Source organism: Acidiphilium sp. JA12-A1 (genome assembly GCF_000724705.2).
Taxonomy (GTDB): Bacteria; Pseudomonadota; Alphaproteobacteria; order Acetobacterales; family Acetobacteraceae; genus Acidiphilium; species Acidiphilium multivorum.
Map to the genome: position 1 here is coordinate 58,896 of NZ_JFHO01000015.1, position 13,990 is coordinate 72,885.

At 68.3% G+C, this 13,990-nt stretch carries 16 protein-coding genes; 11 read left to right on the forward strand and 5 right to left on the reverse strand.

Going from position 1 to position 13,990, the window contains the following annotated elements; translation table 11 throughout:
• Positions 1-60: 60 nt before the first annotated feature.
• The 9 genes from secY (at position 61) to RT91_RS03315 (ending at position 7,489) form a co-directional block, all read left to right on the forward strand.
• Positions 61-1,410, forward strand: a complete 1,350-nt coding sequence (gene secY / locus RT91_RS03275) for a preprotein translocase subunit SecY (protein WP_007424193.1) — start codon at positions 61-63, stop codon at positions 1,408-1,410.
• Complete coding sequence (locus tag RT91_RS03280; RefSeq protein WP_012039716.1) at positions 1,407-2,081, forward strand: adenylate kinase; 675 nt, start codon at positions 1,407-1,409, stop codon at positions 2,079-2,081. Before secY ends, RT91_RS03280 begins: the two co-directional genes overlap by 4 nt.
• Positions 2,082-2,281: 200 nt before the next feature.
• Positions 2,282-2,659, forward strand: coding sequence for a 30S ribosomal protein S13 (gene rpsM / locus RT91_RS03285; protein WP_007424195.1), 378 nt, complete (start codon positions 2,282-2,284; stop codon positions 2,657-2,659).
• A 78-nt stretch (positions 2,660-2,737) separates the two neighbouring features.
• On the forward strand, positions 2,738-3,130 hold the full coding sequence (gene rpsK, locus RT91_RS03290) for a 30S ribosomal protein S11 (protein ID WP_007424196.1): 393 nt from the start codon (positions 2,738-2,740) through the stop codon (positions 3,128-3,130).
• 134 nt (positions 3,131-3,264) lie between these two features.
• Positions 3,265-4,284, forward strand: coding sequence for a DNA-directed RNA polymerase subunit alpha (locus tag RT91_RS03295; RefSeq protein WP_007424197.1), 1,020 nt, complete (start codon positions 3,265-3,267; stop codon positions 4,282-4,284).
• Between the two features lie 50 nt (positions 4,285-4,334).
• Positions 4,335-4,775, forward strand: coding sequence for a 50S ribosomal protein L17 (gene rplQ, locus RT91_RS03300; protein WP_007424198.1), 441 nt, complete (start codon positions 4,335-4,337; stop codon positions 4,773-4,775).
• A 106-nt stretch (positions 4,776-4,881) separates the two neighbouring features.
• A complete protein-coding gene (locus RT91_RS03305; protein ID WP_035185736.1) occupies positions 4,882-6,546 on the forward strand; it encodes a M3 family oligoendopeptidase in 1,665 nt (554 codons plus the stop codon).
• 71 nt (positions 6,547-6,617) lie between these two features.
• Entirely contained in the window at positions 6,618-7,016 is a 399-nt protein-coding gene (locus RT91_RS03310; protein ID WP_007424200.1) for an MAPEG family protein, read from the forward strand.
• Entirely contained in the window at positions 7,013-7,489 is a 477-nt protein-coding gene (locus RT91_RS03315; protein ID WP_007424201.1) for a YbaK/EbsC family protein, read from the forward strand. Before RT91_RS03310 ends, RT91_RS03315 begins: the two co-directional genes overlap by 4 nt.
• On the opposite strand, the gene pstA is transcribed toward RT91_RS03315, so the two are convergent.
• The 4 genes from pstA to RT91_RS03335 all read right to left on the reverse strand — a co-directional run bounded on the left by pstA (position 7,490) and on the right by RT91_RS03335 (position 11,118).
• Positions 7,490-8,359: a phosphate ABC transporter permease PstA gene (pstA, locus tag RT91_RS03320; RefSeq protein ID WP_007424202.1), complete on the reverse strand. Its 870-nt coding sequence runs from the start codon at positions 8,357-8,359 to the stop codon at positions 7,490-7,492.
• Positions 8,343-9,317 carry a phosphate ABC transporter permease subunit PstC gene (gene pstC, locus RT91_RS03325; RefSeq protein WP_007424203.1) on the reverse strand — a complete coding sequence of 325 codons (975 nt, stop codon included), beginning with the start codon at positions 9,315-9,317 and terminating at the stop codon, positions 8,343-8,345. The genes pstA and pstC overlap by 17 nt, the downstream gene beginning before the upstream one ends.
• An 81-nt stretch (positions 9,318-9,398) precedes the next feature.
• Positions 9,399-10,478 (reverse strand): phosphate ABC transporter substrate-binding protein PstS, encoded by a 1,080-nt coding sequence (gene pstS, locus RT91_RS03330; protein ID WP_007424204.1) that lies wholly within the window; start codon positions 10,476-10,478, stop codon positions 9,399-9,401.
• Positions 10,479-10,593: 115 nt separating this feature from the next.
• On the reverse strand, positions 10,594-11,118 hold the full coding sequence (locus RT91_RS03335) for a hypothetical protein (protein ID WP_240314171.1): 525 nt from the start codon (positions 11,116-11,118) through the stop codon (positions 10,594-10,596).
• Between the two features lie 63 nt (positions 11,119-11,181).
• Between RT91_RS03335 and RT91_RS03340 the strand changes: the two genes are divergently transcribed.
• On the forward strand, positions 11,182-11,727 hold the full coding sequence (locus RT91_RS03340) for a chromate transporter (RefSeq protein WP_013640454.1): 546 nt from the start codon (positions 11,182-11,184) through the stop codon (positions 11,725-11,727).
• Complete coding sequence (locus RT91_RS03345; RefSeq protein ID WP_007423461.1) at positions 11,724-12,236, forward strand: chromate transporter; 513 nt, start codon at positions 11,724-11,726, stop codon at positions 12,234-12,236. The genes RT91_RS03340 and RT91_RS03345 overlap by 4 nt, the downstream gene beginning before the upstream one ends.
• Positions 12,237-12,264: 28 nt before the next feature.
• Here the strand turns inward: RT91_RS03345 and RT91_RS03350 are convergent, their stop codons facing one another.
• Entirely contained in the window at positions 12,265-13,929 is a 1,665-nt protein-coding gene (locus RT91_RS03350) for an EAL domain-containing protein (RefSeq protein ID WP_012039712.1), read from the reverse strand.
• Positions 13,930-13,990 lie beyond the last annotated feature (61 nt).

Here is a 13,990-nt window from a genome sequence, read left to right on the forward strand (position 1 = left end):
CCCGCGGCGCCGTTCCGGTTTCCGGAGATACGGCACGCTGCCGTTGGATGAGGGATATTCATGGCGTCCGCCGCTGAGCAACTCGCTTCGAGCTTCAACCTCGAAACCCTGTCGAAGGCGACCGATCTCAAGAAGCGGATCTGGTTCACCCTCGGCGCGCTGATCGTTTTCCGCCTTGGCACCTATATCCCGATCCCCGGGGTCGACCCGACGGTGATGGAGCACATGCTCGCCCAGAACGGCGGCGGCATCCTCGGCATGTTCAACATGTTCAGCGGCGGCGCGCTCGGCCGCATGACCGTGTTCGCCCTGAACATCATGCCCTACATCTCGGCCTCGATCATCATGCAGCTGCTCCAGGCGGCCGTGCCTCAGCTCGAGGCGCTGAAGAAGGAAGGCCAGACCGGGCAGCAGAAGATCAACCAGTACACCCGCTACCTGACCGTGCTGATCGCGCTCGCCCAGTCCTACGGCATCGCGATCGGACTTGAGAGCATCACCTCCACGGTCGGCCCCGCGGTGCTCGATCCGGGCCTGTTCTTCATCGTCACCACCGTGATCACGCTGACCGGCGGCTCCGTCTTCCTGATGTGGGTGGGCGAGCAGATCACCTCGCGCGGCATCGGCAACGGCTCGAGCCTGATCATCTTCGCCGGCATCGTCGCCGCCCTGCCGGGCGCGATCGCCAGCGTGCTCCAGCTCGGCGCCTCCGGCGGCCTGTCCACCGGCTTCGTCATCGGCTTCTTCGTGCTCTCGCTCGCGGTGGTCGCCTTCGTCGTGTTCATGGAGCGTGCCCAGCGCAAGGTGCTGATCCAGTATCCGAAGCGCCAGGTCGGCAACCGGATGTTCGGCGGCGATTCGTCGCATCTGCCGATGAAGGTGAACACCTCCGGCGTGATCCCGCCGATCTTCGCCAGCTCCCTGCTGCTGATCCCGGCCACGGTGATCGGCTTCAGCCACGGCACCGGCCCCGGCTGGCTGCAGTTGCTGGCCCGCGAACTCTCCAACGGCCAGCCGGGCTACATGCTGCTCTATGCCGGCCTGATCATCTTCTTCTCGTATTTCTATACGGCTGTCGTGTTCAACCCGGAAGAAACCGCCGACAATCTCAAGAAATATGGCGGATTTGTTCCAGGAATCCGCCCAGGCGCAAATACAGCCAAATATTTCGACACGGTGCTGACGCGCCTCACCACGATCGGCGCGGCCTATCTCGTGATCGTCTGTCTCATTCCACAGTTCCTGATCGGCCAGTTCGACCTTGCAGCGGGATATTATTTCGGCGGCACCTCGCTGCTCATCGTGGTATCTGTTACGATGGACACGGTAGCGCAGATCCAGTCGCACCTTCTGGCACACCAGTATGAAGGCCTGATCCGAAAAGGCCGAGGGAGAACACGCGGTCGATGAACATCATTCTTTTGGGACCACCCGGTGCCGGCAAGGGCACCCAGGCCAAGATCCTGCAGGATCGTTACGGTGTTGCCCAGATCGCGACCGGCGACATGCTGCGGGCCGAGGTGAAGGCGGGCACCGAGCTGGGCCGCGCGGCGAAGGCGGTGATGGAGTCGGGCGCGCTGGTTTCGGACGAGATCATCATCGGCATGCTGCGCAACCGCCTGTCCCAGCCGGACTGCCGCAACGGCTTCATCCTCGACGGTTTTCCGCGCACGGTGCCGCAGGCCGAGGCGCTGGACACGATGCTCGCCGAGCAGAAATTCGATCTCGACGCCGTCATCCTGCTCAAGGTCGACGAGGCGGTGCTGGTCGAGCGCATTTCCGGCCGCTTCACCTGTGCGCATTGCGGCGCCGGCTATCACGACAAGTTCCACCCGACCGGCGTCCCCGGCGTGTGCGACAAATGCGGCAGCCATGATTTCGTCCGCCGGCCGGACGACAAGGCCGAGGTCGTGAAGGACCGCCTGGTCGCCTACAATGCGCAGACCGCGCCGATCCTGCCCTATTACGAGCAGAAGGGCCGACTTCACGTCGTCGACGGGATGGCCGCGATGGATCAGGTGACGGCCGAGATCGAGGGCGCGCTGCGCCGCGCCGGGGTCGCCGCGCCGGCAACGGCATGAACGGCCCCGATCACGCAAATTTGATCAAGGTCGATTGACTCTGACCGGGTCGGGCTTTAGACAACCAGTCTTGCGGCGCTCCCTGGCGGGGCGCCGCACTTTGTTCAGGCGATGCCGGCCCGCCGGGCCCGTGCTTCGCCTTCCGTTGGATGATCTTCCCTGCCGCCGGCGCGATCCGGCGGCGATCTAAGGAGCAGACCGTGGCGCGTATTGCCGGCGTAAACATTCCTTCGAACAAGCGCGTGCTGATCAGCCTGCGTTACATCTACGGCATCGGGCCCGCCAAGGCGCGCGAAATCTGCCAGTCCCTCGAGATCGGCGAAGACAAGCGCGTGAACCAGCTCTCCGAAGACGAGATCATGAAGATCCGCGAGCTGATCGACAGGGACTATCGCGTCGAGGGTGACCTGCGTCGCGAAGTCGCCATGAACATCAAGCGGCTGGTCGATCTCGGCTGCTATCGCGGGTTGCGCCATCGCAAGGGCCTGCCGGTCCGCGGCCAGCGCACCCACACCAACGCCCGCACCCGCAAGGGCAAGGCGGTCGCGATCGCCGGCAAGAAGAAGGCGACCCGCTAAGCCCTTCCGCCGCGCCCTACCGACTGACCGCGCCGCCCGCCCACGGGCCGGCGTATCGAGACAGAGACAGGATTATCCATGGCCAAAGCAGCCTCCACGCGTCCCCGCCGCAAGGAACGCAAGAACATTTCCTCGGGCGTCGCTCACGTGCTCGCGAGCTTCAACAACACGATGGTGACGATCTCCGACGCCCAGGGCAACGCGATCTCGTGGTCCTCCGCCGGCAGCCAGGGTTTCAAGGGCAGCCGCAAGTCGACCCCGTACGCCGCCCAGGTTGCCGCCGAGGATGCCGGCCGCAAGGCGCGCGAACATGGCATGGAGACGCTGGAAATCGAAGTGAGCGGCCCCGGGGCCGGACGCGAGAGCGCGCTGCGCGCCCTGCAGACGATCGGCTTCTCGATCACCGCGATCCGCGACCTGACCCCGATTCCGCATAACGGCTGCCGCCCGCGCAAGCGCCGTCGCGTCTGACCGCGCGGGCCGCGTCGGCGGCCCGGCCCGGAGCGCGCGGCTCCACCGCGCCGCCGGAGAGTCGGCACGTTTTTGGATGGGGTGAGGGTGGCATCGCCGCCCGACCGGAGGGACTGATGTTGAGAGACACGCACTTGGCCTTGCAGCGGAACTGGCAGTCGCTGCGCAAGCCGGAAAAACTGGATATCGAACCCGGCGCAGACGACACGCGCGTCGCGACGATCATTGCCGAGCCGCTCGAGCGCGGCTTTGGCCTGACCCTCGGCAACGCCCTGCGCCGCGTCCTGCTGTCGTCCCTGCACGGCGCCGCCGTGACCTCGGTGCGGATCGACGGCGTGCTGCACGAATTCTCCTCGATCGCCGGCGTGCGCGAGGATGTGACCGACATCGTGCTCAACATCAAGCAGATCGCCGTGCGCATGCATGGCGACGGTCCGAAGCGGATGACCGTCTCCGCCACCGGCCCCTGCGAGGTGACCGCCGGCATGATCCAGACCGGACACGACATCGAGGTCATGAACCCCGAGCTGGTGATCTGCACGCTGGACGATGGCGCGACGCTCGGCATGGAATTCACGGTCGAGTCCGGCCGCGGCTACGTCCCCGCCGCCGCCAACCGCCCGGAAGACGCGCCGATCGGCCTGATCCCGGTCGACTCGATCTACTCGCCGGTCCGCCGCGTGTCCTACCGCGTCGAGCCGACCCGCGTCGGCCAGGTGACCGACTATGATCGGCTGATCCTGAACATCGAGACCAACGGCGCCGTCACGCCGGAGGATGCAGTGGCCCTCGCCGCCCGCATCCTGCAGGACCAGCTCGGCATGTTCATCAACTTCGAGGAACCGCAGCGCCTCCGCGCCGAGGAGCCGCGCCCCGAGCTGCCGTTCAACCCGAACCTGCTCCGCAAGGTCGACGAGCTGGAGCTCTCGGTCCGGTCGGCGAACTGCCTCAAGAACGACAACATCGTCTATATCGGCGACCTCGTGCAGAAATCCGAACAGGAAATGCTCCGCACGCCGAATTTCGGCCGCAAGTCGCTGAACGAGATCAAGGAAGTCCTCTCCGCCATGGGCCTCGGCCTCGGCATGGTTGTGCAGGACTGGCCGCCCGAAAACATCGAGGAGCTGGTCAAACGCTCCGACAACCCGTTCTGATCGCCTTTCCACACAACGCTTTTCGTCTTTACTGATCCGGAGTCACTCCCATGCGTCACGGCCTTGCAGGACGTAAACTCGGCGTCACCGCGTCCCACCGCGCGGCCATGTTCCGCAACATGGCGGTCGCCCTGCTCAAGCACGAGCAGATCACCACCACGCTGCCCAAGGCCAAGGAGCTCCGGCCCGTTGCCGAGAAGCTGATCACCCTTGGCAAGCGCGGCGGCCTGCATGCGCGCCGCCAGGCCCATGCGCTGCTGCGCGACGACGTCATCGTCGCCAAGCTCTTCGACTCGCTAGCCGACCGCTACAAGGAACGCCAGGGCGGCTACACCCGCGTCCTGAAGGCCGGCATGCGCTATGGCGACGCGGCCGACATGGCCGTGATCGAACTGGTCGACCGCGATCCCGCCGCCAAGGGGCAGGACAGCGGGCCGAAGCCCGAGGTTGCCTCCGACGAGGACGAAGCCGGCGAGGCGGCCGCGGCCTGATCGCCGCCGCATTTCCGGTCCGGATGAAGGGCGCGGCGCCAGCCGCGCCTTTTTTCGTTCCGCGGTCGCCCCACATCACATCCCGACATCCAGACACGGAGTGACGATGCGATTCGACCAGATCACCGCCGAAACCCCGACCGAGTCCGGCCTCGCCGCCGCCTACCGGGCGCTCCACGCGGAGCTCGACGCCGGCGCCGTCGGCCCCGCGATCGACGCCTGGGAGGCCCTGCGCCGGGACCACGGCACCTGGTCCAGCCTCGTCCATCTGCGCTTCTCGCAGGACACCGCCGATCCGGCCCGCAAGGCGGCGCGGGAATTCGCCGATGCGCTCGGCCCCGTCGTCGCCGATCACGAGACGACGTTCAAGGCCCGCCTGCTGGGCCTCGATCCGGCCCCGCTCGAAGCCCGCTTCGGCGCCCACGCGCTGGCGATGTGGCGCAACGACGTCACCACCTTCCGCCCCGAAATCGCCGCCGATCTCGAAACCGAATCCCGCCTCGCCGCCGACTACACGGCGCTGCTCGCCAGTGCCCGCATCGCGTTCGACGGCCAGACGCTGAACCTCTCCGGCCTCGGCCCCTATGCCGAAAGCCCCGACCGCGCGGTCCGCCACGATGCCGCCGCCGCCCGCTGGGCCTTCTTCGCCGAGCACGGCGCCACGCTCGACGACCTCTACGACCGGCTGGTGAAGCTCCGCCACCGCATCGCCCGCACCCTGGGCGACGCCAGCTTCACCGCGCTCGCCTATCGCCGCATGGGCCGGCTCGACTACGGCCCCGCCGAGGTCGCGACCTATCGCGAGGAAGTCCGCCGCCACGTCGTCCCCCTCGTCGCCCGGCTGATGGAACGCCGCCGCGCCGAAAACGGGCTCGACCGCCTGATGGCCTGGGACGAGCCGATGATCGACCCCGAGGGCAATCCGAAACCCGTCGGCGGCCGGGCGGTGCTGGAGCAGGCCGCCACCGAGATGTTCGCGGCGATGGACCCGCGCCTTGATGCCTTCTACCGCGCGATGCGCGAGGGCGGCTTCATGGATCTCGACAACCGCCCCGCCAAGGCCGGCGGCGGCTTCTGCACCAGCTTTCCCAGCATCGGCATGCCGTTCATCTTCGCCAACTTCAACGGCACGCATCACGATGTCGACGTGTTCACCCACGAGATGGGCCACGCGTTCCAGAACTACATGAGCCGGCAACAGCCGGTCTCCGACTATTTCTGGCCGACCATGGAGGCCGCGGAAATCCATTCGATGAGCCTGGAATTCCTCGCCCATCCGCATATCGCGCCGATGTTCGGCGCCGCCACCGCACGCTACCGGCGGATGCACCTGATCGGCGCGCTGGAATTCCTGCCCTACGGCGTCTGCGTCGATCACTTCCAGCACGAGATCTACGCCGATCCCGATCTCACGCCGGCCGATCGGCACGCCATCTGGCGCCGCCTCGAACAGCTCTATCTGCCCTGGCGGGACTGGGGCGACCTCGCCTATCCGGCGATAGGCGGCCGCTGGCAGGCGCAGATGCACATCTACCGCTCGCCCTTCTACTATATCGACTACACCCTGGCGCAGTGCTGCGCGCTGCAGTTCTGGGTCGCCTCGCAGCGCGACGAGCGCGCCGCCTTCGACACCTATGTGAACCTCTGCGCCCTCGGCGGCTCGCGCCCCTTCGGCGGTCTCGTGGCCGCCGCCGGTCTCGTCTCGCCCTTCACCCCGGGCGCCCTGCGCGATGCCGTGCGCGCCGCCGCGCAGGCGCTGGATCTGTCATAGAGCATCAACATGATGGAGCACGACATCCGATCCGGAAGGACCGGAAAGTGCTCCAGACCGGGAGCCGAAGAATGACCTTCCCCACCGTCGCCGCCGGCTATGGCGCCCTGCTCGCCCTGATCTACCTCGTCCTCTCGCTCTGGGTCGGCTTCGGCCGCTTCGGCTTCCGGGTGATCCACGGCGATGGCGGCAACGATCGCCTCGCCCGCCGCATCCGCGCCCATGCCAATTTCGCCGAATACGTCCCGCTGATCCTTCTCCTCGCCGCCCTGCTGGAGGCGAGCGGGGCCGGGCGGCTCGAGATGAACGCGCTGCTCTTCCCGCTGCTGGTCGCGCGCATCATCCACCCGTTCGGCATGATCGCGCCGGAGAATTCGCCGCAGCAATTCCTCTGCCGCGCGCCCGGCGCGCTCATCACCTGGCTCGTCCTCGGCGCGGAGGCGATCCTGCTGCTGGCGCGCCTGCGATGAGCGATGCCGCCCTGGCCCGGGTCCGCGCCGCCCTGCGCGCCGCCGGCCTCGCCGATGGCCTGATCCGCGAATTCCCCGCCGGCACCGCGACCGCCGCCGATGCCGCCGCCGCCCTCGGCTGCGATGTCGCCGCGATCGCCAAGTCGATCGTCTTCCGCGCCGGCGATGCGCCGGTGCTCGCGATCGCCTCCGGGGCGAACCGCGTCGGCAAGAGCCGCCTCGCCGCCGTCCTCGGCGCGAAACTCGCCCCCGCCAGCCCCGATTTCGTGCGCGATGCCACCGGCTTCGCGCCCGGCGGCGTGTCCCCCGCCGGCCACGACCCGGCGATGCGCATCGTCATCGACCGCGATCTCTTCGCCTTCGCCGAGGTCTGGGCCGCGGCCGGCACGCCCCGTCACGTCTTTCCGGTCACACCTGACGGCCTGGTCCGCCTGACTGGCGGCCTGGTCGCCGACATCAGGCAGGAGGGCTGATCACGGATCGCGCCGCATCACCATCCGCACGCCGATATTGATCGCCAGCACGACGAGCATGACCAGCAGCGCCGCGGCGAAGGCGAGGGCGTGCGATTCCGGGTTCGGTTCGTTGATGAAGGTCCAGATCACGTAGGTCAGGTAGCCGATCGGCTCGTTGGTGAGCTTCCCGGTCCAGAGATAGTTCGACCACCCGGCGGTATAGATCAACGGCGCCGTCTCGCCGACCGAGATGGCGAGCGAGAGCAGCACGCCGGTGATCACCCCCGGCGCCGCCGCCGCCAGCACGATGCGCGAGGCCACGGTGTGGTCCCGCGCGCCCAGCGCGTAGGCCGCCTCGCGCATGCTGGTCGGCACCCGCCGCAGCGACAGCTCGGTGATCCGCGCCAGATAGGGCACGACCATGATGGCGAGCGTGATCGCCCCGGCCAGCGCCGAGAACTTCCAGCCCAGCCCGATCACCATCGTGATGTAGGAGAAATAGCCGAGCACGATCGAGGGCGTGCCGGTCAGCGTGTCGGCCAGGAATCGCACGGTCGCGGCGAGGCGGTTCGAGCCGTATTCCGAGAGATAGATCCCGGCGCCGATCCCGATCGGCGTGGCGATCAGGAGCGAGCCGAGCGAGAGCACCAGCGTGCCGATGATCGCGTTCTGCAGCCCGCCGGTCACCCCGTTGGTCGAGGTGGTGAAGAGTTCGATCGAGAAGGCCGAGGCCCCCTTGAGCGTCACCGTCAGCACGAGGTCGAGCAGCGGCACCGCGATCAGCAGGAAGGCGAGGGTGCACAGCCCCCACCCGACGATATTGGTCGCGTAGCGCCGCCGCTCCAGCGTGGTCAGCCGCGCCGGCGCGGCGTCATGCATTGCGGACATTGATCGTCCTCCTGACCAGCAGCCGCGCCGCGGCGTTCACCAGCACGGTGATGACGAACAGCACCAGCGCGATTTCCGCGAGCGACTTCACCGCCATGTTGCTCGGGTCCTGCAACGCGCTGTCGAGCTGCGAGAGGATGAAGGCGGCCATCGTGCTGATCGGGGTGAAGATCGTCCCCGGCAGGTAGTTGAGCGCGCCGCCCGAGACCATCAGCACCGCCATCGTCTCGCCCAGCGCGCGGCCGAGCGCCAGCACGATGCCGCCGATCAGCGTGACGCGCGCGGTCGGCAGCATGGTGCTGGTGACCACCTCGAAATGCGTCGCCCCCAGCGCATAGGCCGATTCGCGCAGCTCGCGCGGCACCTGGTTCAGCGCGTCGTAGAGCGTCGTGGTGATGATCGGCGTGATCATCAGCGCCAGCACGATCGAGGCGGCGAGCAGCCCGTAGCCGCTGCCGGTGCTGTTGCTCATGTTGAAGAAGGGGATGAAGCCGAGCGTCGCGGTGATCGCCGGGCTGATCCAGTTCGCGATCAGCGGCACCAGCACGAAAATGCCCCACAGGCCGAACACCACGCTCGGCACCACGGCGACCAGCTCGACCAGCATGGTCAGCCAGGGCCGCATCCGCGCCGGCGCCTTTTCCGAAAGAAACATCGCGGCGCCGACGCTCACCGGCACGGCGAACAGGATCGCGAGGAAGGAGGAGAACAGCGTGCCGACGATGAAGGCGAGAATCCCGTAATTCGCTCCCGGCGGCACCTCGTAGCCATGGCGCATCACCGTGTTGCCGTAGAGATTTCCGAGATTCCAGTTGATCGTCCACAGGAAGCGCAGCCCGTTGAACCCGATCGCCTGCCACGAATAGCGCGCGAGGAAGAAGACGATGGCGGCAAGGGCGAGCGGAATCACCAGGGCGACCGCCGCCATGGCCAGCCTGAACGGTTTCACCTTCGACATGCGGGTGCCTTTACACGAAACTGCCCTCCCGGCGAAGCCGGAAGGGCAGGGTAGGCTTGTTCCGGCCTGCGGCCGCCCGGATCAGCTGCCGATCTGGGCGATCTGCTTCGCCGAGAGTTCGCGGATCTTCTTCGGCAGCGCCTTGAAATGCACCTGCTTCAGATACTGCTCCGAGTTGCCCTCGTTCGAGGCCCAGGTCAGCAGCGTCTTCACCGCATCGGCGGTGGCCTTGTTCGGCTGCTTCTTGTTCACGATCGCATATTCGTAGTTGATGATCGGGTAGCTGTTCGCCCCCGGCGCGAAGACGAGGCTGATGCGCTCGTCCGCCGGCGTCTTGTCGCCCAGCGCGGCGGCGGCGGCGCTGATCGTCGAGGCGGTCGGCAGCAGCGCCTTGCCCGCGCGGTTCACCAGCTTCGCGGTGCCGAGCTTCGCCGCGTCGATCTGCTTGGTGAAGCTGACGCCGACATAGGCGATCGAAAACTTGTTGCCCTTCAGCGCCTCGACCATGCCGGGGTTGCCCTGTGCGCCGAGCCCGCCCTGCACCGCCGGCCAGGAGATGCTGGTGCCGTAGCCGACCTTGCTGTTCCACTCCGGCGTCGAGAAGCTCAGATACTGCGAGAAGATGAAGGTGTCACCCGAACCGTCGGTGCGGTGCACCGGGATGATCTTGTGGTTCGGCAGCTTCACCCCCGGGTTCAGCTTCGCGATCGCCGGCGAATCCCAGTTGGTGATCTTGCCGGAATAGATGTCGGCGAGCACCGGGCCGGAGAACACCAGGTGGTGACCGTTCAGGCCGGGGATGTTGTAGTTGATCGACTGCGCCGAGATCGCCAGCGGGATGTTCAGGATGCCGGGGTTCTGCTTCAGCTGGCCGTTCGACATGTAGGCGTCGGACGCGCCGATCTGCACGAGACCCTTGATCGCCTGCGCGATGCCGGTGCCCGAGCCGGTGCCCTGGGTCGTCACGCGGATGCCCGGATGCGCCTTCTCGAAATGCGGCACCCAGATGTTGAACAGCGGGTAGAGCAGCGTGGAGCCGGTCTCGGTCAGCGTGACGGTCTGCGCGGCAGAGGCGACGCCGGCGCCGATGCCGGCGACGAGCAGCGCCGCGGCGCCGGAGCGCAGAAGGACGGAGCGCCGAAGTTTGTTGTCTGATCGCACGATGGATCTCCCTGTCGGTTGCGATGGGCAGCAGGTGGGTTGAACGCATCGCTGCGTCCTGACGCGCCCTCTAGATGATCCTGTGTGACAAGGCGACCGGCTGTCGGTTAAGCTTTTATGACAACCGATCGCCCTTTGTGACAGCGGTGCCGTTTTTCAACCCTTGCGCGATCCGTCCGCGCAGCATCTCAACCGGTGTTTCCAGTCCCGCGTAGCGGATCGCCCGCCGCAGCCGCTTGCCATCCTCGCCGCGCACCTGAAGCGTGAGCGTCGTCGGCGTCACCTCGGCGGCGGCGATGTCCGCCCAGACATGGTGCTCCGTCTCCGCCGGCCGGCGCAGCAGCGCGACGCCGTCCGCCCCGATCACCGCGCGCGTCCGCACCGCCCGGTCGCCATGCCGCCGCCGCATCGACTCGACCGAGCCGATCACCGCGATCGTGCCCGACAGCGGCAGCAGCAGCGCCATCGCGGTCAGGAACGGGCTGGGCCTGGCCGTGTGCACGAACACGAACGGCGCCGCGAGGCCGAGCAGCAGGATCATCAGCGCCACCGGCAGGGGCGGGCTGGTCTTCGCCGGCCCCGCGCGCAGCGCGAGGTCGTCCTCCAGCAGGTTCCGATCGTCGCTCCCGTCATCGCTCATCTGCGCAAATTGCCGGAGCGCCGCCGGTTTGTCGATCATCCCCCCCGGGGCATAGTAACGGCGATGGACCCCGAGTCGCCCCGCCCCGGCCTTGCCGAACTCTTCGCCGGTTTCTTCGCGGCCGGCCTGTCGGGTTTCGGCGGCGTGCTGCCCTTCGCCCGCCGCATCATGGTCGAGCGCCGCGGCTGGCTCACCGGGGCCGAGTTCGCCGACCTGTTCAGCCTCTGCCAGTTCCTGCCCGGCCCGAACGTGGTCAACCTCGCCGCCGCCTTCGGCGCCCGCCAGCGCGGCCCGAAGGGGGCGGTGGTCGCCATTGCCGGCCTGCTCGCGGCGCCGGTCGTCATCGTCATCGCGCTGGGTGCGGTCTATGAGCGGATCGGCGGCATCCCCCTCGTCCATCACGCCCTGCTCGGCCTCGCCGCCGGCGCCGCCGGCCTGTTCGCCGCCGCCGCGCTGCGAATCGCCTGGCCCGTGCTGCACCGCCCCGCCCGTGCCGCCATCGTCGGCCTCGCCTTCGTCCTGTTCGGCGTGCTGCATCTCGCCCTGCCGGTGGTGATCGGCATCGCCACGCCCCTCTCCGTGCTGCTGGCCTGGCGGTTCAGGGCATGATCCTGCTGGTCCTACTCGGCCTGTTCGCCGGCCTCTCCCTGATCGCGATCGGCGGCGTCGCCAGCACCCTGCCGGCGATGGCCCGCGCCGTCGTCGCCCATCACTGGATGACCGCGCCGCAATTCGCCGCCCTGTTCGGTCTTGCCCAGACTAGCCCGGGGCCGAACATGCTGGTCGTCACGCTGATCGGCCTGCACGTCGCCGGCCTCGCCGGCGCGCTGGTCGCCACGCTGGGGATGATCGGCCCGTCCAGCGTGCTGACGGTGCTGGTCTCCGGCGTGTGGGAGCGGTTCCGCACCGCGCGCTGGCGGCTGCTCCTGCAGGCGGCGATCACGCCGGTCTCCGGCGGGCTGATCCTTGCCGCCGCCTCCGTCGTCGTCCGCGCAGCGGATCGCGGGCCGCCGGCCTGGGCGCTCACGCTCGGTGTCATGCTGGCGGCGCTCCGCTTCCGCCTGCACCCGCTGGCGCTGCTCGCCGTCGCCGCCGCCCTGGGCACGCTGCTGTTTTAGGGCCTCTCGGGAAGGATCGGAGAGTGCTCTACGGCCGCCCCCGGCGCGCCGTTGCCTTGGCCGCGCCCACCGGGTCCCGGCGCGGCGGCACCAGCAGGCCGCGATTGGGCAGTTGCGCGAACCGGCCGATATCCGCCGCCGGCTGGCCGAACAGGTAGCCCTGCACGAAATTGCAGCCGCACTCCCGCACGAAGGCCAGCGCCTCCGGCGTCTCGATCATCTCGGCGATCGTCGAGATCCCCATGCGCCGGCACAGTTCGGTCAGCGCGCTGAGGAAGGCGCGCCCCTTCTGCGCCCGCTGGGCGTGGCGGATCGCCGCGCCGTCGAACTTCACCGCGTCGACCTCCAGCACCGAGAGATAGCGGAACGACGCGGCGCCGGCGCCGAAATCGTCGAGCGTCACGCCGAAGCCGCGCCGCCGCAGCCCCTGGATGAAGCCGTTCGCCGCGTCGAGATCGGCGATCTGCGCACTCTCCGTGATCTCGAACGACAGCCGGCGGCGCAGCCAGATATTCTCCTCCAGCAGCCGGTGCAGCCCCTCGGCATAGGCGGCGCTGTTGATCGACCGGCCGGAAATGTTGACCGCGATGCAGACATGCTCGTCGTTCAGCGGCAGCGTCCCGAGCCAGGACACCGCCTTGCGCGCCATCGCGAGGTCGAATTCCTCGATCAGCCCGGTTTCCTCGGCCAGCAGGATGGTCTCGAAGGGCGAGCCGGTGCCCGCCTCGTCGAACCGGGTCAGCGCCTCGAAGTGATGGATCGCGCCGCTGCGGATATCGACGATCGGCTGGAAGGCGATGCCGAACACCCCGTCATCGATCGCGCGGCGCAGCCGCGTCACGCTGCCCATCGCGTCGCTCAGCCGCTCGCGCAGCCGCTGCCCCGCCTCGTGCAGCGACAGTTCGCTGCCCTCGCCGAACCGGTGCATCGCATAGACCAGCCCGCGGGCGAGGTCGCCCTCGCTCATCCCCTCCGCCTGCATCGGCAGCGTCATCGACTCGATCCGCGGCGGCGGCGCCGTCGGATCGGCGGCATGGATCATCGCCTCGATCTGGTGGATCACCGCGCCGAAGGTCCGTCCCGCCTCGTGCAGCACCGAATAATGCCCCGAATCCAGCCGCATCGCCGTGTCGCCGCCGAGCGAATGGGCGCGCAGCAGGTCGCCGAGCGTCTCGCCGAGCGGCTGGCCGCCCTCCTGCGCGATCCCCGGAATCGCGAACAGCGTCATTTCCGCCCCCTGCGCGCCGGCGGCGGCGAGGCGTTCGGCGAGGCGCGGCACCTCCTCGATCTCTTCCGGCTCGTCCGGCGCGTCCTCCGCCAGCTTGCGCATGGACACGTAGATCGCATCCCGCGCGGTATCCAGCCGGTGCGCCGCGACGCTCACCCGCGCCCCCACGGCGCCGTCCCGCCCGGCGAGGCGGATCGTCCCCGCCAGCACCCGGCGCGTCGGCGTCAGCGACTCGAGCACCGCGGCAATGCGGCCGCGGTCCTGTGCGGCGATCAGGTCGGTGAGGTTCCGGCCGGTCCAGGCCTGCTCGGGCAGTCCGGTCAGCGCCTCGCTCGCGCCGGAGGCGGTCTCGATCCTGAGGCGCGGATCGAGGGTGAGAAGCAGGTCGCCCCAGCAGAACGCCAGCAGCGCGTATCTGTCCCGCTCCAGCCGCAGCGCAGTCGTGGCGGCTTCGGTATTCAGCATCCCGGTTCCAACTCCGCCCAGGCCGTCGCCAGGCGGCGGCATCTCGCCGCACTATCCGGAA